This is a genomic window from Tidjanibacter massiliensis (genome assembly GCF_900104605.1).
Taxonomy (GTDB): Bacteria; Bacteroidota; Bacteroidia; order Bacteroidales; family Rikenellaceae; genus Tidjanibacter; species Tidjanibacter inops.
On sequence record NZ_LT629960.1, the window covers coordinates 1,422,246 to 1,446,615 of the forward strand.

21 protein-coding genes and 1 other RNA gene are annotated in these 24,370 nt (G+C 59.3%); 5 read left to right on the forward strand and 17 right to left on the reverse strand.

Annotation, left to right across the window (positions count from 1 at the left end; genetic code table 11):
• Nucleotides 1-206 precede the first annotated feature (206 nt).
• Nucleotides 207-698 (forward strand): metallophosphoesterase family protein, encoded by a 492-nt coding sequence (locus BQ5361_RS06970; RefSeq protein WP_035472150.1) that lies wholly within the window; start codon nucleotides 207-209, stop codon nucleotides 696-698.
• A 21-nt stretch (nucleotides 699-719) separates the two neighbouring features.
• Here BQ5361_RS06970 and BQ5361_RS06975 read toward each other — a convergent pair whose 3' ends face one another.
• The gene (locus BQ5361_RS06975) at nucleotides 720-1,322 is read right to left on the reverse strand and encodes an L-threonylcarbamoyladenylate synthase (RefSeq protein WP_035472147.1); all 603 of its coding nucleotides are present in this window, start codon (nucleotides 1,320-1,322) and stop codon (nucleotides 720-722) included.
• Nucleotides 1,323-1,398: 76 nt separating this feature from the next.
• An RNA gene (gene ffs, locus BQ5361_RS06980) (signal recognition particle sRNA small type) lies at nucleotides 1,399-1,497 on the reverse strand.
• A 30-nt stretch (nucleotides 1,498-1,527) separates the two neighbouring features.
• On the opposite strand from ffs, the gene mltG reads away from it, so the two are divergent.
• Nucleotides 1,528-2,601 (forward strand): endolytic transglycosylase MltG, encoded by a 1,074-nt coding sequence (gene mltG, locus BQ5361_RS06985; RefSeq protein WP_257526193.1) that lies wholly within the window; start codon nucleotides 1,528-1,530, stop codon nucleotides 2,599-2,601.
• Nucleotides 2,602-2,677: 76 nt separating this feature from the next.
• Here the strand turns inward: mltG and BQ5361_RS06990 are convergent, their stop codons facing one another.
• The 12 genes from BQ5361_RS06990 to sufB all read right to left on the reverse strand — a co-directional run bounded on the left by BQ5361_RS06990 (nucleotide 2,678) and on the right by sufB (nucleotide 17,074).
• The gene (locus tag BQ5361_RS06990; protein ID WP_081976781.1) at nucleotides 2,678-3,316 is read right to left on the reverse strand and encodes a lipocalin-like domain-containing protein; all 639 of its coding nucleotides are present in this window, start codon (nucleotides 3,314-3,316) and stop codon (nucleotides 2,678-2,680) included.
• 80 nt (nucleotides 3,317-3,396) lie between these two features.
• Nucleotides 3,397-4,212, reverse strand: coding sequence for an NAD(+) synthase (nadE, locus tag BQ5361_RS06995; RefSeq protein ID WP_035472141.1), 816 nt, complete (start codon nucleotides 4,210-4,212; stop codon nucleotides 3,397-3,399).
• Between the two features lie 93 nt (nucleotides 4,213-4,305).
• Complete coding sequence (locus tag BQ5361_RS07000) at nucleotides 4,306-5,946, reverse strand: TonB-dependent receptor (RefSeq protein ID WP_071424989.1); 1,641 nt, start codon at nucleotides 5,944-5,946, stop codon at nucleotides 4,306-4,308.
• 128 nt (nucleotides 5,947-6,074) lie between these two features.
• Nucleotides 6,075-9,053: a tetratricopeptide repeat protein gene (locus tag BQ5361_RS07005; RefSeq protein WP_161940440.1), complete on the reverse strand. Its 2,979-nt coding sequence runs from the start codon at nucleotides 9,051-9,053 to the stop codon at nucleotides 6,075-6,077.
• A gap of 43 nt (nucleotides 9,054-9,096) precedes the next feature.
• Nucleotides 9,097-10,206 (reverse strand): DoxX family protein, encoded by a 1,110-nt coding sequence (locus tag BQ5361_RS07010; protein ID WP_035472358.1) that lies wholly within the window; start codon nucleotides 10,204-10,206, stop codon nucleotides 9,097-9,099.
• A gap of 10 nt (nucleotides 10,207-10,216) precedes the next feature.
• Nucleotides 10,217-10,894, reverse strand: a complete 678-nt coding sequence (tmk, locus tag BQ5361_RS07015; RefSeq protein ID WP_035472132.1) for a dTMP kinase — start codon at nucleotides 10,892-10,894, stop codon at nucleotides 10,217-10,219.
• Between the two features lie 73 nt (nucleotides 10,895-10,967).
• Nucleotides 10,968-12,185 (reverse strand): aminotransferase class V-fold PLP-dependent enzyme, encoded by a 1,218-nt coding sequence (locus BQ5361_RS07020; RefSeq protein ID WP_035472355.1) that lies wholly within the window; start codon nucleotides 12,183-12,185, stop codon nucleotides 10,968-10,970.
• 202 nt (nucleotides 12,186-12,387) lie between these two features.
• Complete coding sequence (locus BQ5361_RS07025; protein WP_022063009.1) at nucleotides 12,388-13,341, reverse strand: SufD family Fe-S cluster assembly protein; 954 nt, start codon at nucleotides 13,339-13,341, stop codon at nucleotides 12,388-12,390.
• Between the two features lie 9 nt (nucleotides 13,342-13,350).
• Entirely contained in the window at nucleotides 13,351-14,100 is a 750-nt protein-coding gene (gene sufC, locus BQ5361_RS07030; RefSeq protein ID WP_035472350.1) for a Fe-S cluster assembly ATPase SufC, read from the reverse strand.
• Between the two features lie 60 nt (nucleotides 14,101-14,160).
• Entirely contained in the window at nucleotides 14,161-14,499 is a 339-nt protein-coding gene (locus BQ5361_RS07035) for a hypothetical protein (RefSeq protein WP_154822301.1), read from the reverse strand.
• A 415-nt stretch (nucleotides 14,500-14,914) separates the two neighbouring features.
• Entirely contained in the window at nucleotides 14,915-15,526 is a 612-nt protein-coding gene (locus tag BQ5361_RS07040; RefSeq protein WP_035472126.1) for a hypothetical protein, read from the reverse strand.
• Nucleotides 15,527-15,622: 96 nt separating this feature from the next.
• Nucleotides 15,623-17,074 carry a Fe-S cluster assembly protein SufB gene (gene sufB, locus BQ5361_RS07045; RefSeq protein ID WP_035472123.1) on the reverse strand — a complete coding sequence of 484 codons (1,452 nt, stop codon included), beginning with the start codon at nucleotides 17,072-17,074 and terminating at the stop codon, nucleotides 15,623-15,625.
• A gap of 240 nt (nucleotides 17,075-17,314) precedes the next feature.
• Between sufB and BQ5361_RS07050 the strand changes: the two genes are divergently transcribed.
• Nucleotides 17,315-19,567, forward strand: coding sequence for an inorganic phosphate transporter (locus tag BQ5361_RS07050; RefSeq protein ID WP_071424990.1), 2,253 nt, complete (start codon nucleotides 17,315-17,317; stop codon nucleotides 19,565-19,567).
• Between the two features lie 511 nt (nucleotides 19,568-20,078).
• Here BQ5361_RS07050 and BQ5361_RS07055 read toward each other — a convergent pair.
• Together BQ5361_RS07055 and BQ5361_RS07060 are read right to left on the reverse strand one after the other, a co-directional pair.
• Complete coding sequence (locus BQ5361_RS07055) at nucleotides 20,079-21,296, reverse strand: FKBP-type peptidyl-prolyl cis-trans isomerase (RefSeq protein ID WP_143047535.1); 1,218 nt, start codon at nucleotides 21,294-21,296, stop codon at nucleotides 20,079-20,081.
• Between the two features lie 26 nt (nucleotides 21,297-21,322).
• Nucleotides 21,323-21,877 carry an FKBP-type peptidyl-prolyl cis-trans isomerase gene (locus BQ5361_RS07060; RefSeq protein ID WP_143047536.1) on the reverse strand — a complete coding sequence of 185 codons (555 nt, stop codon included), beginning with the start codon at nucleotides 21,875-21,877 and terminating at the stop codon, nucleotides 21,323-21,325.
• 256 nt (nucleotides 21,878-22,133) lie between these two features.
• On the opposite strand from BQ5361_RS07060, the gene BQ5361_RS07065 reads away from it, so the two are divergent.
• Nucleotides 22,134-23,072, forward strand: a complete 939-nt coding sequence (locus BQ5361_RS07065; RefSeq protein ID WP_022063000.1) for a UDP-glucuronic acid decarboxylase family protein — start codon at nucleotides 22,134-22,136, stop codon at nucleotides 23,070-23,072.
• Nucleotides 23,073-23,101: 29 nt separating this feature from the next.
• The gene (locus BQ5361_RS07070) at nucleotides 23,102-23,821 is read left to right on the forward strand and encodes a tyrosine-protein phosphatase (protein ID WP_022062999.1); all 720 of its coding nucleotides are present in this window, start codon (nucleotides 23,102-23,104) and stop codon (nucleotides 23,819-23,821) included.
• Between the two features lie 90 nt (nucleotides 23,822-23,911).
• On the opposite strand, the gene BQ5361_RS07075 is transcribed toward BQ5361_RS07070, so the two are convergent.
• Nucleotides 23,912-24,280 carry a DMT family protein gene (locus BQ5361_RS07075; protein ID WP_022062998.1) on the reverse strand — a complete coding sequence of 123 codons (369 nt, stop codon included), beginning with the start codon at nucleotides 24,278-24,280 and terminating at the stop codon, nucleotides 23,912-23,914.
• Nucleotides 24,281-24,370 lie beyond the last annotated feature (90 nt).

The window sequence follows — 24,370 nt, forward strand, 5'->3', positions numbered from 1 at the left end:
ACACTTATTTGAGAAATGAAACGATTGACCGGTACCCGTCAATCTCACACGCTACAAATCACATGCCTGATATGTATTATTAAACAAGTAAATCTTATTATTCCGACCGGAACCGGTCGGCCGAACTGTTCTCTCCGAAAGAACGGCACGGTAAAAAACCGTCCGCAGGGATACGGCAGACGTCCGGCCGGCTTATCTTTGCAGGGATGAAAAAGATAGGAATCATATCGGACACGCACGGAATTTTCGATACTGCCCTGAAGGGGTTCCTTGCGGATGTGGACGAGATATGGCATGCGGGCGACATCGGTTCGGCTGCGCTCTCCGACGAAATCGCGGCCTTCAAACCGCTCCGGGCCGTTTACGGCAACATAGACGACGCCCAGACACGACGGATATGGCCGGAAACGGCGTGTTTCGCATGCGAGGAAATCACCGTACTGATGACGCACATCGGCGGCTATCCCGGTCGGTACGAACCCTCCTTCCTGCGCCGCATCGAATCGTGCCGACCCGGCATCGTCATAACGGGCCACTCGCACATTCTGAAAGTGATGTACGACCGCCGGCACGGCGCACTGCACATCAATCCCGGTGCTGCGGGCAAATACGGGTTCCACAAAGTCCGGACAGCCATCCGGCTCGAAGTAGACGGCAGTGCCATCGGCAGCCTCGAAGTGGGCGAATGGAAAAAGTAGAAAATCAAGGCAGACCGTCCATCATACGAGTTCGCCGCCGCCTTCGCGCAGTATCTCCGGCTCACCGGAAGTGAGGTCCACCATGGTGGTCGGAACGAGATTCCCGTATCCGCCGTCTACTACGGCATCCACCGTATCGCGGTAGCGTTCGTAAATCAGCTCCGGGTCGGTGGTGTATTCGATAATCTCGTCGGGGTCCTTGACCGAAGCCGTTACCATCGGCACGCCGAGCTCCCGCACGATAGCCACCGGAATGGGATTGGCCGGTACGCGCACCGCCACCGTCCTGCGCCTCCCGAGCGCCCTGCCCGGTATGCGGCCCGAGGCCTGCATGATGAAGGTAAAGGGCCCCGGCAGATTGCGCTTGAGGATGCGGAACTGCACATTATCCACACGCGCATACTCCGAAATATTGCTCAGTCCGTCGCAGACGATGGTGAGTTCATCGTCACGTTTGCCGCGGATGGTTTTGAGACGCTCTATCGCTTTCTGGCTCGCCAGCGAACAGCCGAAGGCATAGACGCCGTCGGTCGGATAGATGATTACACCGTCGCCGCGCAGTATCCCGGCGATACGCGTCACATCCCTGGGGTTCGGGTTTTCAGGATATAGTTTAACGAACATGACGGAAACGTTTAAGGGGCGAACAAGAATGGATTCCGAAAGGATACGCGGCCGTCGCCCGTGACAACATACAAAAAAAGGGTAAGCTACTTATATCGCACCGCTGCGACCGCCTACCCTTGCTCGCTTCCACGCCTGGGGGATTCAGCAGGAGCTGGTCGTATAAGACTTACCCGGCACAAAGATAAGCAAATTTTTCATACTTTTGCAAACGAATCAAAGAGAGCGTACCTTTCCGATGCCCCATCCCTCCCGCCATACCGCAAAGCGACGGCTCCTTACGGCAGCCGCTGTCTTGCTTGCCGTGCTTCTCGCCGCCGGTGCCGCCGGGTACGGCCTGTTCACGGGCAGTATCACCGACCGGGATTCGGTGGTCTGCATCCCGGAGAATACCTCCTTCGAGGCGCTGTGCGATACGCTCTCGGCCGAAGGACGCATCACCCGGCCGGGACGGTTCCGGATAGTGGCACGGGCGATGGGCGCCGACCGAAAGATACGGTCGGGCCGTTACGAGCTGCATGCGGGAATGAGCGCCCACCGGATAGTCTCGATGCTCCGGAGCGGCAGCCAGACGCCTCTGCGCGTCACCTTCAACAACATACGCACCATGCCCCAGTTGGCCTCCGTACTTGGCCGGCAGCTCCGCGCAGACTCCGCCGCCTTCGCCGCCATGCTGCTGGACGACTCCGTGGCCGCCCGCTACGGTTTCCGGCCGGAGGAGTTCATCGGCATGTTCATTCCCGACACGTACGAAGTCTACTGGACGGTATCACCCGACGCCTTCGCCGAACGCATGAACAGGGAGTACCGCCGCTTCTGGAGCGGTACGCGGCAGGAACGTCTGCGCCGCACTGGACTTACGGAAAAGGAAGTGGCGATACTCGCTTCCATCATCGACGAGGAGACCAACCGGACGGACGAAATGCCGGTCATGGCGGGCGTCTATATCAACCGCCTACACCGCGGCATACCCCTGCAGGCCGACCCCACGGTACGTTATGCAATAGGCGATTTCACTCTGAAGCGCATCCTCAACCGACACCTGAAAGTCGATTCGCCGTACAACACCTACCAGCATGCCGGATTGCCTCCGGGACCGATACGCATGCCCTCCGTGGCAGCCATCGATGCAGTGCTCGGTTATGCGGAACACGACTATCTCTACTTCTGCGCCCGGCCCGACTTTTCGGGTTATCACGCGTTCGCGCGCACGCTTGCCGAACACAACCGCAACGCCCGCGCCTACGCCGCCGCTCTCGACCGCCGGGGCATCCGATAGACGGAACGGCCACAGCAGCGGATTCCGGCAGCCGCATCCGATTCACACAACACCGAAAACGTTCCGGCGACACCGGCTATCGCTCCCGCACATCCACGACGCGCAGTACCTGGTAAACGCCGTCGTACCGTTCGGCAAATTCCGACGCCGCACCATCGACACGCCGCACCTCCAGTTCTGCATCCGCCTGCCACTCCGGCCGGCCGGAATCGAGGTACCGCTGCTGCAGATAACCCGACCTATCGACCAGCCAGTACACGGCCGTATCGTTCAACGGCCGGAACGTGCGGACCTCATGTGCAAAGGTTACCGTCCCGCGTACGATTTCACCCGGATTGGCCGAGAAACCGCACTCTTCCACCGACCGTCTGTAACGGTGAAGCACCGTCTCTCCCCGCGAAAGCAGCAGACTGTCTTCCGTGAGACCCTCGACCTTCACCGTATCCGAAAACGGAATCGTCACACCGTTCCCGATACTCATTCCGGTCAGTACCAACCTTCCTTTTTCATACTTCCAGGTCTCATAGCGCAGCGTCGCCATATTGACCGAATGCGCCGCGCCGTCCTCTTCGAGAGCGATTCCCTGCACGCCGGCCATCCCCGGTACGGGTTCTACCCATATCCCGACGAAATCCCGTTCGCTGTACTTATTATCGCCCGGCGCACACGCCACAGCAGCCCACAGCAAGACATAATACAAACAAACCCGTTTCATAATGTGATTTTGTTAAAAGAACAATCCCTGCGCATGCACCCCAACACCGACGCCTTCGGCCCCGGCCGGAACATGCTTCTCTATCGCCCGGCCGGCTCCACCAGGTGCCGGGGAATGCGGCATACCGGTATCGGCTCCATCTTGTGGCGGTTGGCACGGTTGCGTCGGAGGAAAATGTCGTACACTTCGCGCTCGCGGCCCGACAGGAGTGCCGGGTCGGTACCCCGCTCCGCATGAGCCATCGCCCGCTCCAGTTCGGGATAGGTGGCCCCGATTTGCTGTTCGTCCGTGCGGTCGTCACCGAAAAGGCCGTCCGTCGGCGGCGCAGCGAGAATCGCCTCAGGAACCCCCAGCCAGCGCCCCAGTTCGTACACCTCGGTCTTGGTGAGGTCGGCAATCGGACTGATGTCCACCCCTCCGTCGCCGTACTTGGTGAAGAACCCCACTCCGAAATCCTCTATCTTGTTCCCCGTACCGGCCACGAGCAGATTATTGAGTCCGGCGAAGTAGTAGAGTGCGGTCATGCGAAGCCGCGACCGGGCATTGGCTCCGGCCAGGTCGGCCACCCCTTTGCCCGCCCCCTGCACCAGAGAGGGAGCGAAAGAGCCGGCGAACGCATCGTACGCCGCCGTCAGGTCGGCATGTGCCGCCTCTGCATTGGAATAACGTTCCGTCAGCCGGCGGACGTGCTCCCCGGCCCGGTCCACCTGTGCTTGTACCTGATGGATAGGCAATGTCACGCAGAGCGTTCTGCGGCCGGTCATAGCCGCCAGCGTCGAAACTACCGCCGAATCGATACCCCCCGAAACGCCCACGACGAATCCCGCCGCACCCGTTCCGTCGAGATAACCCGACATCCACTCCGCAATATAATGTGCAACTGCTTCCGTATTCATATTTCCTCTTCCGTTATCTTGTTACCGTCCTTACGAACACCGATGGATACCCTTCGAAATCCGTCTCCGTCCCGCGGAGGCCGTATGCACCCGTCAGAACAACATCCGTATTCCCGCCACTGCATTGGCTCCGAGAGCCGGATAGCCGAGGCAGCGGTAAATACGCCGATTCAGCAGGTTGTCGCCAGCCGCGAAGATGCTGAACCGGGGGCCGGTCTTGTACTCCGCATCGACCTTGAGGTTCACCGTCGCCGGTACCGCCGTATCGAGGTTTTGCAGGGAAGCGAATCTTCTCTCCCCCAGCACTTCCACACTGATGCCGACGGAGAATCGGTCGCGGTAACAATAGCTGGCCCTCCCGGTTACCGTAAATTCGGGAATTCCCATTCCTACCCGGCCGCCCCGACCGCTCCAGAAGTTGCCGGCATTGTTGTAGCTGTCGTACCGTACCCCGGCCTGCAGCCCGAATCCCATCGGAAGTTTCAGTCCGACACCCGCACCGGCATAGAACAGGTTCACGGGAGCGAGTCGGGGAACGAATGTCTCCCCGGTCTTCAGGAAATAGGGAAGTTCTCCTATCAGGTAACCGGCATATACGTCGTAAGTCACCACGTCTCCGGCGTCGCCCCGGAAACCGCCGCGCAGCTCGGCACGCTTGGCTCCGGCGATGTCCGCCTCATGGATATAGGGATTCAGTCCGGCGAGTTCCAGATAATTCCCCGTTCCTATCTCTCCGTCGAGGCTCGCATACGGGATGAAGGCATCGGCCAGTTCATACGATACCCCGACTTTCGGGAGCACGAAAAAATGACTGCCGCAGTCCGTTGCCGAGAGCCGGAAACTGTCGTAATAAAACTTCACCCCCACATGCAGGGAAAGACGGTCCGTCCGCAGACGATACTCCGGGACCAGCGCCGCATACCAGTCGCCGGTATCCCAGTCGTTCCACGCCCCCTCGAACGAGGCGCCGACCACCACCGCGCCGCGACGGCCCGCCTTCCAACCGAAATCGGCGAATGCGGAGGCCGCCGGATTCTCCACGACCGTTCCCCACAGGCTGCCCGCAATACCGAAACGGTAATTGAAACGGGACAAGTCCGTAAACGCATCGCCAAAAGTCAACGAAGTCTGCACTTTATGATAGTATATATTCTCGGGCTCCATATATCCCGTCCATACCTTGTCCATCGTCGTGTAGTAATTGTATCCGTAACGGATGTCGAAGTCGAGGCTGCGGGTTCCGAAATCCCGCCCGGCATAGAGGCCGACGCCGTTCTCCGTCCACGACGCAGGCTCCTTCGTTCCCCGTTCGTTCTCCAGCTTCGCCCACTGTCCGACATGGTTGGCATACACCCCGGCCCGAATGTCGCGGGGCGTAGAGAAGGCGGCGTAAAAATCGAGTCTGCTCTGAGCCGGATAGCCACCGCCGAGCATCAGGTAGAACGGCCGCTGGTGCCGGTACTCCGCGGTACTTATCGCCACCGGAGCAATGGGTTCCGTATCGAATACCGATTTCCACGGCGTCGGGGTGATGGCGTAACTTATATCCGGTTTCAGCGTGACCGTATCGGCCATGCGGGGCGGAAAATCGAGTTTCTGCGCCTCGCCGAGTTCCGGTACGTACTGCCTCGTCACCTCGATACGCTGCGTAATGGAGGAGGCGGCATCCTCCTGTGCCGTCAACACCCCTGCGGCCAGAAAGGCCGCGATAACAGTCATAACTATCCTCTTCATCTCCCTTTGGGATTATATCTTTCAACCATCCGGGGCCGCAGGCCGTGCATTACCGCCAATCGTCAGCGAACGGCCCCGTACGCTTTTTGCGCCTTCGTCCGGATACGCAGACCCGGGCGGAGGCCGCCTTACAACGCGGCAATCCGCGCCTTCGCCTCCTCTACTACGCCGTCCGTCGCATTGGGATAGCCGTCCACCACACTCTGGTAAGTCGCACGCGCCTGGAAGGCATCCCCCGCTTCGGCATAGATGTCACCCAGAATGATGAACGACTTCCCGAGCCAGTACGAGTGAGGCGTATTCCGGTCGGCGAAGGCATATACGAGCTCCTCGACACGGGCATTTTCCCCGGCGGCCCGCGCAGCCTCGATTACGCGGTAGGCTCCCTCCGCCCCTTCCGGAGTGGAGACGTCGCTGCCGAGCCTTTCGTAAAGCGGCAGCGCCTCGCTATTGCGACCCGTCCGCCTCAACACCGAAGCCTTCGCATAGAGGGCCTGCCGTTTTGCCGGTTCGCCGGCAGCCCGCGCAGCCACCTCGTCGGCCGCAGCCAATATCTTCCCGTCGTCCCCTCCGGCTACGACGGCCTTCATATAGCCCGACAGCGCCTCGTCCTTCCGGGCCGGCACGGTCACCAGTCCGCTCAGCCGGAGGTAGGCATCGGCCGCCTCGTCATACTGCTTCATATCCATGCTGACGGAAGAGAGCCGCTCCAGTCCGCGCACCGTAAAGTCGCCGTTGGGCATTGCGACAAGCCTCCGGTAGTAACCGGCAGCTCTGGCGGCATCCTGCGCCGCCAGGGCATTCTCCCCGGCGAAATAGAGCGCTTCCGCGACATGGACACCCTTCGGGTATCCCGCGATGTAGTTGTCGAGCGCCGCGGCTGCCCGGCCCGTATCGCCGGAGAGATAAACCCGCTGCGCAGCCGCGAAAGCCAGCGAATCGCGCTGTACTTCGCCCAGGTCGGTCTCTATCCCGACACTTTCGGCATATTTAAAGTAGGCATCCACGTCGTTCCGCTCCACATATATCGTGCGGATACCGTTCATGGCGCTACGCGAAGCATCGGAGTGCTGCTCGTGCTGCATCACCTTTTTATAGTAGGTCAAAGCCTTCGCATCGTCGCCGAGATTCTGGCAGGCGAGGCCGAGCTCGTTGAGCGCCGAGGCATAGCGCGGCGAGGAGGGATAGGTATTCACGAAACGTTCGAGGACACCGGTAGCCTCCGAATAGCGCTGCTGCCCCATGTAGGCCCTTCCCAGCTCGTACATGGCATCGGCCACATAGGGGCCTTCGTTCTTGCGCACTATTTCCGTGAGACTCTCTATCTTGCGCTCGGGCCGTTGCACCATGCCGAGCATCATCGCCCGTTGGAAAGCGGAATAATAGCGCTCCGGGGTATTCATCGCGGCCGCCTTGTCGTAGAACTCGATGGCGCGCCAAAAGGAACGCCCGCTGTATTCGATATCGCCGCGGCGGTTATAGGCGTCCGCGGCATAGCTGTCCTTGCGGCGGTAATCGAGCAGGAACTCGTCGAACCACTTCCTGGCTTCCTCCCAGTTCTTCATATTGAAATAGGCATACCCCAGATTGTAGCGTGCCGCCAGGTTTTCCGGTTCGCTCTTGGGCGAAAGGCGCACATAGGCCGCGAAACGTTCGGCCGCCCCCGGCATGTCGCCCCGGCGGTAACAGATTTCACCCTGCCAATATCCTGCCAGGGCGGTGTACTTGGCATTGAAACGGTTGGCGAGCGACTGGTCGAGCAGGCGCGCGGCGGCATCGTAATCGCCCGCATTGTAATATTCCAGTCCGCGGAAGTAGGTTATCTTCTGGAGCGCCGCCTTCAGGTTGTTGTCCGGATAGGGTACCTGCATGATGGCCTGATAGGCGGCATCGTAATTACGCGAATTGTAGTAAGCCGCGGCGAGATACTCCTTGACCTGCGGAACACGTCCCGAATTCGGATAACGGGCAATGTAACGGTTGAGCACGTTGATGGCCTCGTTGAAATAACCGCCGCCGAGCTCGTACTGCAGCTTTCCGTAATTGAACAGCGCATCCTCGCTTATCGCATCGTCGTACCCCTCCGAAGAGGCCATGGCGAACGACTGCATGGCCTGCTGCTTGCGCCCCATGCGCAGATAACAGTCGGCCAGGTGGTAGCTCGCGTTCTGCGACAGTTTGTCGTCGGGACCGGCCACACGGGCAAGGTTCCGTTCCGCCTCCCCGTAATCGCCCACCATATAGGCGGCGAATCCCAGCATGTAATAGACTTCGCGGTCCATCTCACCGCCGAGTTCCCGGTAACGTTCGAGATACTGCGCGGCCTCGCGCCACCCGCCCGTATAGAACCAGCTCTCACCGATGATACGGTTCAGTTCCGCCAGCCGGTCACCTGCGGCCATGCGCAGGACGGCCCCGCCGTTCTCGCGGACATAGTGGTAGTTGCCGTCGTTGAATTCAATCTGCAGGATATAGAAAGGCAGCACATTGCTGTATGCAGGATGGTCCGCTATTACGGTAAAGTAGCGTTTGGCCGACTGGTACTCCCCCTTCCGGTATTCGGAATAACCCATCACATACTGCGCATGAGGATAGTAGTCACTCGTGAAGGCGATGCGGGCCATCAGCCGCACGGCGGCCTCGAAACGCTCCTGCTCGAAACAGGCATACCCGTATTTGAAACAGTATTCGTCCGCATCCTCCGCCGGCAGTTTGCCGGCATCCACTCCGGCATACTGTTCCGTCGCCGCCGCATAGTCGCCCTCCCCGAAGAAGAGATTGCCGAGTTCGAAGCGCACCTCTACGGCTCCCGGCCCCGCCGGATAACGGGTAAGGTATGTTTCGAGCAGCTCCTGCGCCTCTCCCTCTCCGGCCTGCGCCGCACTCATGGCAAGGAGCCGGCACAACCGCTCCCTGACCGCAGCGTCGGCACCGGCCGCATACCGTCCGGCCTTTCCGAACTCCATGAATGCCTCGCCGTACTTCTCCATACGGTACAGTCCCTCGCCACGCGAAAGGTGCCGTTCCAGCCCCCCGTCCTGTGCGAAAGAGACCGACGGGAGCAGGCTCCCCAGCAACAATACAGACAATAATATCCTGTGTCCCATCATTTTCCGTTTATCTTATCTGCAACGGCCCTGTTCCGGCCGTTCATTCCAACATCTTCTCCATCGTCCGGCACGGCCGTCTGTCGGTTATCACCCCGTCCGTTATCTCTACCGCGCCCGCATCCGCCCGCAGCATCTGCGCCATCAGCCGACGGTCCATGCCATATACCGCTCCGGCACCCAAATCCGCTCCGGCAGGAGCATCCCCCGGAGTCTCCGTACCCACGGCACAAATCACACGGGCTCCGCCAGCCGCAGCCTTCGCAGCAAATGTCCGGATACGTTCGCGGCAGCGCCCGGAGATATCCGATTCATCCCGCACGAGCACGAGGTAACTCCTTCCCGCAGCATAGACCATATCCCCGGCCCGGTCCGCACCGTCCAGCCAAAGGGAGAAATCATATTCCTTCGCCTTTTCCGGCAACTCGTCATACGGAGTACGCGTATCGACATACCGCCACCGCGCGGTATCGTACCAGGTGGTATCCGACAGGGAGAACTCCTGCAGCCCGCCCGTCTGCAAATCTTCGTACACAAGCACCACCGAGCGCTCCATGCAGCTCGTGCAGAGAACGTCCCGGCGCAGGTCGGTTCCCTTACGGTAAACCGACGTATCCACCGGCGGCAGGCAGTACCACGCATACAGGCAGAGTGCGAGCGGTAAAAGGAGGAATATCGTGCTCCGGACCGCCTCGCGCCGAGTAAAGGCGAACCCGCGGCGCCTCTTCGCATCGCGCCACACCACCGCCGCCACGGGCAGCAGTACGACGTTCTTGGCGAAGGTCATCCAATTGCTCAACTTGAGCGCATTCCCGAAACAGCCGCAGTCATCCAACGGATTCCACACGGCTATCACGAGGGTCAGCAGGGTGAAGAATGCCATGAAGAGCAGGGCGAAAAGACTGGCCAGCCGAAGTCCCGTACCGCACAGGAGCATGAGTCCTACGGCGGACTCCGCCACGCACTGCACCACGGCGAGAGGAGCAGCGACCGCCGAAAGGCCGCCGAGACCGAACGCATCGAGATACTCCTCCACCTTGAGTGCCGAACCCCAGGGGTCTATCCCTTTCGCAAGACCCGAAAAGAGGAATACCGCACCGAGTACAATGCGGCATACATGCGCCGCTGTCCTGAACCATTCCTTCTTCTCCATCTCTTTCAAATCACAGGATGCCTTCCATCTTTTCCGTTATCCGGGCGAACACGCGCTGCGGCGGGCACATGTCCCCCTTCTCGTCACGGCAGTCCACCACCTCCAGTTCGCCCTCTTCGGCCAGGCCGAGATAAATCTCCCGCACGCGCCGCTGAAAAGCGAGCGAAGCTTCGTGTATGTCGTCCGCGCCGCCCAGGTACCCCCGGTCCGCGCCGCGGCGTGGTGCGGTGAGGCTGCGCTCGGTAAAGCGGAACGGCACGTCCAGAAAGAGCGAGACATCCGGACGCGGAATTGCGTTGTGCCCGTATTCCAAGTCGAGTATCCACCGTCTCAACATCTCCCGGGCCTCGCCCCCCTCCACCTTGGCGCACTGGTAGGCGATGTTGGAGTTCACATACCGGTCCAGCAGGACGTATTTTCCCCGGGCGAGCCATTTCCGTATCATCGCGGCCGCATCGGCCCGGTCGCCCGCGAAAAGGAGGGCGACGAGGTATGGGTCCACAGCATCGATACCGCCCAGTTCCCCGCGCAGGAAACGGGCGATGAGCCCGCCGTACACGGGAGCGTCGAAACGCGGAAAGTGCAGGTATTCGTAGCGGAGCCCGCGGCTTTCGAGCCGCTCTTTCAGCAGCTCCGTCTGTGTGGTTTTCCCGGCTCCGTCGAGCCCTTCGAGAACTATCAGCGGCATAAGGACAACTATTTACCGCGGCTGTTGCCGCATCCGGCGGGACCCCCCCCCCCGCAAAAGGACCGGCCCGCCGCTAACGCAGCATACGCACGGCCCGCTCCACACCGGCAACGAGGGCATCGGCCTCCCGCTCGGTGTTGTAAAAGGCAAACGAGGCACGTACCATGCCCTTCACCCCGTAATGTTCCATGACCGGGTCGGCACAGTGTGCCCCCGTCCGGACAGCGATACCCAGCTTGTCGAGTATCATTCCCATATCGTAAGCATGCACCCCTTCCGCATTGAATGAAAGGATGCTGCACTTATCCGGCGTCGTACCGTAGATACGCAGCCCCTCCACGGCGGACAGTCTGTCGGCGGCATACTCCGCCAGGCGATGTTCGTACTCCGCGATTCCGTCCATGCCGATTTCCCGGAGATATTCCATCGCTTCGCCGAGACAGACGGCACCGACATAATTGGCCGTTCCGGCCTCGAACTTGAGCGGCAGGTCGGCGAACGTGGTACCGGCGAACCGCACCTTCCTGACCATATCGCCGCCGCCCATGAAAGGAGGCATCCGCTCGAGCAGTTCGCGCCGACCGTACAGGACTCCCGTCCCGGTCGGAGCATAGAGCTTATGGCCCGAAAAGACATAGAAGTCGCAGCCGAGTGCACCGACATCCACCCCGCCGTGGACGATGCCCTGACAGCCGTCCACCAGCACGACGGCCCCGACGGCATGGGCGGCGGAGACCACCTCGTCGAGCTGCGGCATGGTACCCAACACGTTGGATGCCTGCGTGACGGCGACCAGTTTCGTCCGACCGTCGAGCAGTTCAGGCAGTCGTTCCACCATCAGCCGTCCCGTATCGTCGAAAGGCAACACACGCATTTCCACGCCACGGCGGCCGCAGACCAACTGCCAGGGGACGATGTTGGAGTGGTGTTCCATCTCCGACACCACGATGTTGTCGCCCGGCCCGAAAGCGAGTTCGCCGTAGCTGTACGCCACGGCATTCACGGCGGCCGTCGCCCCCGAAGTAAAGACTATCTCCTCACGCGAGGCGGCCCCGATAAAAGAGCGTACCCGTTCGCGGGCCTCCTCGAACAGTTCGGTCATCTGCCCGGAGAGGTAATGCACGCCGCGGTGCACATTGGCATTCACCTCCTCATACAGCCTGCGTTCGCAATCGATGACACGCCGCGGCTTCTGGGCGGTAGCCGCACTGTCGAGGTACACCAGCGGCCGGCCGTAAACCGGCCGCGACAGTATCGGGAAATCCTCCCGTATTTTTTCTACATCCAACATTTTGCACTCTTCATAAATCATGGCCCTATCCGGCCTCCTGTCCGGTACCGTCCTGTTTCCTGCCCGGCAGCATCCGCCCGCTGCGGGGCTCTGCCTCTGTCCGGCACGGCTTTCCCCCACCGAACGCACTGCCGGTTTTCCTTCGTATCGCCGCAATACGTCTCCTTTGCGACGGACCGGCATCCCCTCGGCAGGCATCCGTTCAGACACCCTGCTGGAGTTCGGCGATTTTCTCCTCGGCCATCGCCAGCACCGCTGCCGCCAGCGGCCCCTCGCCCAACCGGGAGACGACGTCGTTCACGAACCCGGTCAATTGCAGGCCGCGGGCTTCGGCTTCGCTCAGCCCCCGCTGGCGCATGTAATAGACCGCATCGTCGTCCATCTGTCCCACCGTCGCCCCGTGGCTGCACCGGACGTCGTCGGCATATATTTCAAGCCGGGGCGAAGTGACTATCCGCGCCCGGTCGCCCATGAGCAGGTTGCGGCTCTGCTGATAAGCCTCCGTCCGCTGCGCATCCTGCGCCACATAGACCATACCGTCGAACGAACCGTACCCCGTTCCGGAAGCGACGCCCTTCATCAGCACGTCGCTGTGGCAATCGGGCACAAGATGTTCCACCCGCACGTCCAGTTCCTTGCGTTCGCCGTCCGCCGCCATGAAAAGGCCGGCATGCAGCGCCTCTGCCGCAGGACCGGCCAACTGTGCGGCATACCGCAGCGCCGTCTTTCCGGAACCGAACGCCACCGTTACCGTTTCGCTGCGTGCACCGGCTTCCAACCGCACGGAACCCGAAACGCTCCCCTCCGCAGCAAGAAGCACTACCTCCCGCATCCGAAGCGACGCCCCCTCCTGCACGACCGTATTCCGCACCACGGAAGCGCCGTCCGAAAGCAGAAAGAGCAGCTCCGCCGCGGAATCCTTTCCGGCGACGACCTCCACCCGGCAACTGCCCCGACCGCCGAACGACAGGCAAAGCGGCTCCGCAGCCTGCAACCCGTCGGGAATATGCACGGTCACGCCTGCCGCATCTCCGGCACTTCCCGCACCGGCTTCGATGCCGGAAGGCAGGACTCCGAACGGCCGCGTACAGATGCCGTCCCTTACCTCCACTGCGGCTCCGCCGCAGATACCGGTCAATTCAGACGCTTTTCTCATGGCCGGCCGTCATTTATATCGGTTTATCAACCAGTCGTACCCCTCGCGCTCCAGCTTCAGGGCGAGCTCCCTGTCGCCCGACAGGATAATCTGGCCTTTATAGAGCACATGCACGAAATCGGGCACGATGTAATCGAGCAGCCGTTGGTAGTGCGTTATCACGACGGTGGCGTTCTGGGGCGTGCGCAGCTTGTTCACCCCCTGCGCCACGATGCGGAGCGCGTCGATGTCGAGCCCGCTGTCCGTCTCGTCCAGTATGGCGAGTTCCGGCTCCAGCATGGCCATCTGGAAGATTTCGTTCTTCTTCTTTTCGCCGCCCGAGAAGCCTTCGTTCACGGCACGGCCCGTCAGCTTGCTGTCGAGTTCCACCACCTTTCCCTTCTCGCGCATCAGTTTCAGGAACTCGCCCGAAGAGAGCGGCGGCAGGCCGAGGTACTCGCGGCGGCGGGCCACGGCGAGCTTCATGAAGTTAGCCATGCTCACCCCCGGTATCTCCACCGGGTACTGGAACCCGAGGAATATCCCCGCACGGGCACGCTCCTCGATATTCATCTCCAACAGGTTCTTTCCGTCATACTCCGCCGTACCGGCCGTCACTTCGAAACGCGGGCTGCCGGCTATCACCGAAGCGAACGTGCTCTTGCCGGAACCGTTCGGTCCCATGATGGCGTGTACTTCGCCGGCATTCACCGTGAAGTCGATGCCGCGCAGTATCTCCTTGCCCTCTATCGAGGCATGGAGGCCTCTAACCGTCAATATGTTTTTCATACTTCTATCGTTGTGTCAATATTACATCCCTACCTCACCCGGTCCATCGCACTAAAATCTCACATACAGGCCCAAATGGCCCAGCCAATCCAGCTTGCCGCTTATCCCCATCGCTCCGTTCTTCCACCAAGGAGCAAGCCCGAACTCGAACTGCGAAGGCCCGATGACCAACGGCGAGAGGGAGAGGCCGAAGTTCCGGGTTATATGGACCACCCATTCCGCCCGCACCATCACATAGGGACCTACCGTCGGACGGTACAGGTCTTCAGCCGCATGAACCCCCAGGCCCACGCCGCCTCCGACCCGGAAAGAGAGCCATTTACGGGCGACGGGAAACTCCCAGTACCCGATGCCGTAAGCGGTCGTCGCGAAATAACTTGTTAAAACCATATTCGAAACTGGGTTCCCTGCCAACGTTTCGTATGCTTCGCCCAGACGGCCTCCCAACCAAAATTTCCCCTTCATATTCCGGGCATACTCAGCGTAGAAAAAATACCCTAAGCTACTGTTTATATCCCAAGTCAAGCCTCCGCGTATCTCTATAACATTCGGGCGTTCGACTCCCTTTTCCGCAACAGCGGGCTCTGCCCCCCGGGCCGCAAAAGCCGTAAGGGCGAACAGCAAGACAATCAGCGCTCTCTTCATCTTGTTATGCTCTAAGGTTCATATCATTGCCGTTTCCACACGGCATACAATCCCTGTTATCCGTCCTTCCGTCGAGGCGCAGCGTCCACTCACCGTCGGCACGTTCCGGCACTGTCCGGCCAAATTCCGCCCCATTCTGCGGCCCCGCCGCCTCGCAGGCTCAAAACCGGGCGTAAAAACCTATATGGCCGAATACATCAATCGAGGCCAAATGCCCTCTCCTGCCACCGTAGGTAATCGGAGCCAGCGGCGTCCACTCCGCCTGCGACGAGCCCAAAGGCCCGAACAGCAGCGGCGCGAAGGTCATACCGAAATGCCGGCCCAAATGCACCACCCACTCCGCACGTACCATCACGTAGGGAGCCAGGCCGAGGTCCTTCACTCCTGGTCCGAGGTGCATGCCCAGTCCTACTCCGGCACCCGCCCGGAACGACAGCCACTGCCTTGCCACCGGGAGTTCCCAATACCCGATGCCGTACAACGCCGGACGGAGCCAGCGGTCGAGTACGTAGGAAGGCTGACACGTCGCGGACTGAAAATCGGACTGCAGGCCCAGACGGCCTCCCGCCCAAAACCTGCCCTTCACGTTCCGGGCATACTCGACATAGCCGAACGGACCGAACATATCAATATCTCCGACGCCGATAGCCACACCGCCGGAGAAAGCAATCACGTTGCGGTCCGCCCGCCGCTCATCCCGGCCACCGGTCTGTGCCACGGCGGCTGCAACCGACACGCACGCCGTACATAACAGCAGCAAACACTTTTTCATGGTTCAAGAGGTTTCAGTCAAATGCAGCGGGTATCGTCCCGCCTCTCTTACCATGACGCCGCACCGGTCCTTTCCGTTGCACGGCTCCGCAAATTTCTATCCCACACTTCCTTCCAGGCTCACCGAAAGCAGCTTCTGCGCCTCCACGGCGAACTCCATCGGCAGCTTGTTGAGCACCTCCCTGGCATAGCCGTTCACGATGAGTCCCACGGCCTCCTCCATATCCAGCCCCCGCTGGTTACAGTAGAAAAGCTGGTCGTCGCTTATCTTGGACGTCGTGGCCTCGTGCTCCACCACGGCACCTGAATTCCGCACGTCGATGACCGGAAAGGTGTGCGCCCCGCAGCGGTCGCCTATCAGCAGCGAATCGCACTGCGAAAAGTTGCGGGCGTTCTCCGCCCTGGGATTCACCTGCACCAGTCCGCGGTAGCTGTTCTGGCTGCGCCCGGCCGAAATACCCTTCGAAACGATGCGGCTCCGGGTGTTGCGCCCCAGATGTATCATTTTGGTACCCGTGTCGGCCTGCTGGAAGTTGTTGGTGAGCGCCACCGAGTAGAACTCCGCCGTACTGTTGTCCCCGGCGAGAATGCAGCTCGGATATTTCCAGGTGATGGCCGAACCGGTCTCCACCTGCGTCCACGAAAGTCGGGCATTTTCGCCGCGGCATATCCCGCGCTTGGTGACGAAGTTGTAGATACCTCCCTTGCCCTCCCGGTCGCCGGGGTACCAGTTCTGGACGGTGGAGTATTTCACCTCCGCATCCTTCATCACCACGATTTCCACCACGGCGGCATGCAACTGGTTCTCATCGCGCCGCGGCGCGGTACACCCCTCCAGATAGCTGACGTACGCCCCCTCGTCGGCCACGATGAGCGTCCGCTCGAACTGCCCCGTACCGGCGGCATTGATGCGGAAATAGGTACTCAGCTCCATCGGGCAGTGAACCCCCTTCGGGACGTAACAGAACGAACCGTCGGAGAAGACCGCCGCATTGAGCGCGGCGTAAAAGTTGTCCGTATAGGGCACCACGCTGCCGAGATACTTCCGAATCAGCTCCGGATAGTCGCGGATGGCTTCGCTCATCGAGCAGAAGACAATCCCCTTTTCGGCCAGCGTCTCCTTGAAAGTGGTCTTGACCGACACCGAATCCATCACGGCATCGACCGCCATCCCGCTCAGCGCGAGCTGCTCTTCGAGCGGTATGCCGAGTTTGTCGAAGGTCTTCTTCAGCTCCGGGTCGATGTCGTCCACGGTAGCCCCCGCCTTCCCCTTGGCGGGTTTGGGAGCGGCATAATAGATGATATCCTGAAAATCTATCTCCGGAATGTCGAGATGGGCCCAGGTCGGCAGCTTCATCGTCTGCCAATGGCGGAAGGCGGCCAGCCGGTACTCGGTCATCCATTCGGGCTCCTCCTTCTTGCGGGATATGAGCCGGACGACCTCTTCGTCCAGTCCGCGCGGAATGGTCTCCGTATCTATATCGGTTGTAAAACCGTACTTGTACTCCTGTTCCGCAATATCGCGTATTATCTTATTGCTCTCTTCCATGCGTAATCCCAAACGTAGTTTCTCATCCAATCCACAAAATTAACCATCTGCCTGCGATGTGCAAAATTTATGCAGAAAATAACAATCTCCCGCCGGGTACCCCCTCCCCCTCACGGGAAACGGCCATGACAAAACCGTGGCGTTCACGGCAATTAAATGTTAAGATTTAGCCCCGTCCTTATAGGGCTTTTCAAATTATAGATTAACTTTGTCCCAAATTTTTCTATCAGGACACGAATAATGGAAACTATCTACACCGTCATCGTAGTCATTTTATTGGTTCTGGCAATCCTCGGTCTCGTCGTAGGGGTTTCCAATGACGCAGTCAACTTCCTCAACTCGGCGATAGGCTCCAAAGCCGCCTCCCGCAAAGTCATCTTTACCATCGCTTCGGTCGGCATCCTGCTGGGTACGATGACCTCCAGCGGCATGATGGAGGTGGCCCGCAGCGGCGTGTTCTACCCGGAGATGTTCACCTTCCGCGACGTGATGATGCTCTTTCTCGGGGTGATGTTCGCCAACGTGATACTGCTCGACCTGTTCAACACCTTCGGACTGCCCACCTCCACGACCGTCTCCCTCGTTTTCGGACTGCTCGGCGCCGCGGTGGCGGTCACCTCGCTCAAGATAAGCGCCGACCCGACGCTGACGGCGGCCGACATGTCCAATTACATCAACTCGGGCAAGGCTCTCGTCATCATATCGGGTATCCTGGCCTCCGTGGCCATCGCCTTCGTGGTGGGTGCCTTCGTGATGTTCATCAGCCGTCTCATCTTCACTTTCCGCTACCAGAAGATGCTGAAGCGCTTCGGCGCCCTGTGGTGCGGCATCGCCTTCACCGCCATCGCCTACTTCGCTCTCTTCAAGGGGCTGCAGGATTCCGGGATATTCAGTCCGGCCTTTTTCGATACGCTCTCGGCCCACATGTTCCCCATCCTGCTCGGTTTCTTCGCGGTCAGCTCGCTCGTCATGTTCCTGCTTCAGCTCGCCAAAATCAACATCCTCAAGGTTACGATACTCGCCGGCACCTTCTCGCTGGCGCTCTCCTTCGCGGGCAACGACCTGGTGAACTTCATCGGCGTACCGATAGCCGGCCTCGACTCCTACAAGATAGCCCTTGCGGCCGGAGGCGACGACGGCATGATGATGGGCAAGCTCAGCGAACCGGTAGTGGCCAACCACCTGCTGCTGCTCGTAGCCGGGTGCATCATGGTCGTGACGCTCTGGACATCCAAAAAGGCACAGAGCGTCAGCGAAACGGAAATCAACCTCGCCAAACAGGACGAGGGAACGGAGCGTTTCGGCTCCACCCTCTTCTCCCGTTCCATCGTGCGGGGAGCCATCACCGTCAACAGGTGGTACGAGGACCACGCTCCCGAATCCTTCCAGCGGGCGATAAACAAACGGTTCATTCCGCTGCGCCCCAAAGCCGGAAGCGCCCATTTCGACCTGATACGCGCCACGGTGAACCTCACCGTCGCCTCCATCCTCATCGCCACGGCCACCTCGCTCAAACTCCCCCTCTCGACCACCTACGTCACTTTCATGGTGGCCATGGGTAGTTCGCTCGCCGACAAGGCATGGGGCCGCGAAAGCGCCGTTTACAGAATAACGGGCGTGGTGACGGTCATCGCAGGCTGGTTCGTCACGGCACTCATCGCCTTCGTCATCGCCCTCGTCGTGACCTACGCCCTGCTGTGGGGCGGTACGTGGGCCGTCATCATCATCTCGCTGCTCTGCGTAGGGATGTTCATCCAGAGTTCCATCACCCACAAGCGCCGCAAGGCCAAAGAACATAAAACCGAAGAAATCGTCACCGCTTCGGGCAACAGCACTCAGGAGGTGATGCGCAATCTCATCGCCGAGATAAGCGGTGTCATGACCAAAACGACCGAGATATACAGCAAGACCATCATGGCGACGCTGAACGAAGACCGCAGGACGCTGCGCGAAATGGTGCGCGAATCGAACGACCTCTTCTACAACGCCCGTGAAAAGAAATACGCCCTGCTGCCCACCCTCCAGAAACTTCAGGACAACTACATCGAAGCGGGCCACTTCTACGTACAGGTCGTGGACTACATCAGCGAGATGTCCAAGGCGCTAGTGCACATCACCCGTCCCTGCTTCGAACATATCGACAACAACCACAAGGGGATGAGCGAGGAACAGGTGGAAGACCTCCTCAAAATCAACGACAAGGTATCGGAGATATACGCCCGCATCAACGTCATGCTCAACGACAACGACTACTCCGACACGAACGTGGTGCTGGAGATGCGCGACGAGCTGTTCGTCACGATTGACGATGCGGTGAAGAGCCAGCTCCGCAGGATACAGAACAAGGCCACGAGCACCAAAGCCAGCATGCTCTACCTGACTATCCTGAACGAAACGAAGACCATGGTACTCCAGTCGAGAAACCTTCTCAAGTCGCAGCGTTCGTTCATGGAGAATCAGGACACCTCCAACGACCTCATGGGAAACAAATAAATCAGCAGGGGCACAGTCAGGGGGACGGAAGACAGAAGCAAAGGGGGACGGAACGATTCGTCCCCTTTTTCGTCGGCTTCCAGCAAATGCCTCGGCCCGGGCAATCCCGGGAACGGAGACCGGACAACAGGCATCCTTCTCACTCCATCGAAATACGGACTTGAAACTTGAAAGAATCCGCCGACCGCCACGGGCGGCATCCCCGCCGTTTCTTCCCGTCCTTCCGCTGCGCCAACCACCGGCCGCCCGGCTCGGCACATACGGTACAACCGAGACGGCATGAAAATACATCCCCGACAGGCAAGCCCGATTACGGCGAAAAGAGAGGGCGGTATCTTCCGACCGCCACCCGCCGTATCACCATCGGCATCGATTCAGTCCTGCACGGTCCTCCTCCCGTACCCGAATATCTTTCAGCTTGTCGACTCCGACACCGAAAAAGGCTGTGCCATTCTGAACCGTATCGATTCAATCTGGCACAGCCTCCTGCGGTCGTTCATCCGCCGGACCGTCAAGACTCCGGCTTCTGCACGACGAACTCGTATATCAACGGAGTATAAGGCTTGATTTCCGCTACCGGTACAGTAGTGCCCGAAGAGGTGGAATAGGGCATATAATAGGTAGAGGAGGCGAAAAAGTAGTCCGTATCCTCCGTCGTATAGTCCTTATACTGATACGTAAAGTCGAACGTGAACGTGGCCGAGGAAGACCACATGGAGCTGCTCTTGTCCGGATACATGTACTGACGGTAATAACCGTACTCCGACGGGACGGCGATACGCACGCTGTCGCCGTAACAGAGGTCGGGCAGGATGGCATAGAACACCTTCGCCGGCATCTGGTTGGCATTGTTGGGGTCGGTGGACATCCGCGTCACCCTTATCGGACTCGTAACGTCGCTGCTGCGCACCGTACCGAACCGGTTGTACAATACGGTATCGATATTGGAATCTATCAGATGCCCGTCGAGAAACCCGCACCTGTAGTAGATATTGGCGCTCTGGTTCAGCGGCACCGTATCACCGGGATTGGGCCGGGCGAGTATATCCATATACAGTCCCTCGCGCACCGTATCGTTCAGCGGTTTGCCCCACCCTTCCGGCCGGGATGCGGTGACGAACTCCTCTATCGCTTGCCGCCCTTCGGACTGGGGATTATCCACGATATTGACGATGCGGAGGCTGTCGAGAATGACCGGCACGTCCGATTCAAGGGCCTGCTGCCCCCCGTATCCGGTCGAAGTCTGAATACCGTACGATGCGAAAGCCAGACGCGAAGGGATATAGACACGCCACGTCTCTCCGGGCATGATTTCCGTGATGGCCTGGTAGATGCCCGAAGGTATATCGCTCAGGTCCTGCCGACTGGCGATATAGAGCCTGTCGGGGATGTAATGCGTATATTTGGTGAAGGTTCCGAGAAGCCGGGCCGTTTCCTCGTTACGGTTGTAAACGATGTCGCCGTTCAGGTCACGGATGACATATTCCACATCCACCCACCTGCCCCGGACGTCCACCTTCGTGGCACTTCCGTCCGGCAAGGCCTCGATTACCTCATAATACATCCCCGTATCTCCGAGCGGTTCGGCATCGGGAGCATTGCTGCTCACCCAGATGTCGAGCGCCTTGTCCTCTATCTCGTTGAAATTCTCGCTCTCGGTCCTGGCGCACGAGCAGAAGGCGCATGCGGCGACGGCGACCGCCAAAGGTTTCAAAACATGTCTCATCATATATCACTGTTCGGCGCTATGCCTTCTCATTGGTTCTCAATCACTTTTTCCACATTCACCCGCCAGGCTACGGGCGTGTTGGGCGGAAGCTGCTGCACCGTATGGTCGCCATAGGCATTACCGGAGGTCATTACCACCATGACGAGGTCGCCCGGCGCACTCTCCGCCAACGACTCCTCCACGCCCTTCATCAGCTTTCCGTCACCCAGCACTATCCGCAGCGTATCGCGGTTCCACTCCACCCGGTCGGGCATCCGCTCCGGCCTGTTGGTATAGATGAGGTCTCCGGTACTCGTCTCGGAAAAAGAGGTCGAAAACTTATATACCTCATACATCAGATAGAGACTGTCGCCTCGCTCCGCGAGCGGAGTTCCCCGGCCATCCTCCGGATAGACGATGTCGCGGAACACCCCCGACATGATTTCGGTATAGGCACTACCGTTTTCATTCCTGCTCTCCACCCACGAACGGATGGTATCCATCTGCTGCTCGAATATCTCGCCCTTCTTGTTGCACGCCGAAACCGCAAGCACGACCGCAACGGCCGCAACAGCGCACATTCTCCAGCATTTACCCTTCATAGGCCGAATTTTTTCCTTCGGACACGGCTCGCGTCCGTTTAATGTACAAAGATAGGCAAAAAACCTATCCACGCAAAACCGCACGCACGGCAATCCCTCTCCCTAAACAACGGCATCGCCCTCCGTTTCATTGTCCGACCGCGGAAACGGAAGGGATAAAAATAGGGAAGCGTTCGAAGGGGATGGTAAAAAAAGCTATATTTGCATCCACAAATACGGTATTCCGCATACCGTCGGCGACACTGAACGATTGACGATGAAGAGAGTGCTTGTAACCGGAGGAGCCGGATTCATAGGTTCGCACCTGTGCGAACGGCTGGTAAGCGAAGGCCACGACGTCATCTGCCTCGACAACTATTTTACCGGCAGCAAGAGAAACGTGATGCACCTGGCCGGATGCGGCAATTTCGAGATGGTGCGCCACGACGTCACCGCTCCCTATTACGCCGAGGTGGACGAAATCTACAATCTCGCCTGCCCCGCCTCCCCGATACATTACCAATATAACCCCATCAAGACCACCAAGACATCCGTCATGGGGGCCATCAACATGCTGGGGCTCGCCAAGCGCGTCAAGGCACGCATCTTGCAGGCCTCCACCTCCGAAGTTTACGGCGACCCGGACGTGCATCCGCAGCCGGAGAGCTATTGGGGAAGCGTGAACCCGGTGGGCATCCGCTCCTGCTACGACGAAGGCAAACGCTGCGCGGAGACGCTCTTCATGGATTACCGGCGTCAGAACGGCGTCCGCATCAAAATCGTGAGGATATTCAACACCTACGGCCCGCGCATGAATCCGGACGACGGACGCGTGGTCTCCAACTTCATCGTACAGGCACTGCGCGGAGAGGACATCACAATATACGGCGACGGCTCACAGACGCGCAGTTTCCAATACGTCAGCGACCTGGTGGAAGGAATGGTGCGCATGATGGATACCCCGGACGAAGTGACCGGTCCGGTAAACATCGGCAATCCCGGCGAGTTCACCATCCTCGAACTCGCCTCCCTCATCCGGGAGCTTACGGGCTCCTCCTCGCGGATAGTCTTCCGTCCGTTGCCTTCGGACGACCCGCGACAGCGCCGTCCCGACATCGGGCTTGCAGGCGAACTGCTCGGCGGATGGCGGCCGGAGATACAGCTCCGCGAAGGGCTCGCGCGAACCATCGCCTACTTCGAAAGCATTATCCGATAAACCGATACTATACATCATTTAAAGCAGAAATGTTCAGTTTCCATACAAAGAACATATATCTCGCCGACCTGCTCGACGACTTTTACGACATCCACTGCCATCTGCTTCCCGGCGTGGACGACGGGAGTCCCGACCGGGAACACAGCCTTCGACTGCTGGAGCGAATGCAGGGCATGGGGGTAAAAGGTCTCTACATGACGCCCCACATCATTCACGGAGCCTACGACAACCGCGGCGAAGAGGAGCTCCGACAGCGATTCGCCGACTTCGGGTACCAGGGGCCGCTGGATATCCGGCTGGGCGCGGAGTATTTCATCGACGACAAGTTCCCGGAACACCTCGAAGGCAATCCCCTGACCATGAACTGCCGCCACGTTCTCGTGGAGTTCTCCATCAACGGATACAGCCTCCGGGCTTTCGACATGCTGTTCGAAGCGACCCTTTCGGGTTATGAAATCATCCTCGCCCACCCCGAACGATATGCGTTCGTACAGGCCAACGGCAAGGATAAGGTCATCAACCTGATAAAACAGTACAAATTGCAGCTCAACCTGCTCTCGCTGGCAGGATACCACGGCAGCGGTGCGAAGAAATATGCCGAACAGATGCTCCGGCAGGGGTTATACACCTTCGTGGGAACCGACACGCACTCCAATGCCTATCTCGATGCCCTCCAGCGGGCCAGGATATCGAAGAAGGTGTTCGATGCGGTGAATGTTCTGAAAGAGAACAACCGGACGCTGTTCTAACGGCAGCGTTACCGCGTATGCGAACCGCCCGCAGGAAGTTTCCTGCGGGCGGTTCGCGTAGGGCCGGACGTTGCACGGCACTGTCACGGACTATTTTCTGAATACGAAATAGACGGCCAGAACGATGCACACGAAAGCGGCGATATGGTTCCAGCGGAAAGTCTCGGTACGGAAAACCAGAATGGTGAAAACCGTAAACACGAGCAAGGAGATGACCTCCTGTATGATTTTGAGCTGGATGAGCGAGAAGGGTCCTCCGTTCTCGACGAACCCCAGCCGGTTGGCCGGCACCTGAAAACAGTATTCGAAAAAGGCGACTCCCCAACTGGCCAGAATGACGAGGAAGAGCGGAAGGGGACTGCCGTTGTTCGAGCCATTGAACTTCAGGTGTCCGTACCACGCTATCGTCATGAAGGTATTGGAACATACGAGCAACAGAACGGTATAAAGCGCTTTCATGGTCGGAATGTTTTTCAAACGGCGCAAAGATACCCAATTGTCCCGTTTCCCGTACCTGTTCCCGGGAAGAAACACCTGCGGCGGCGACAA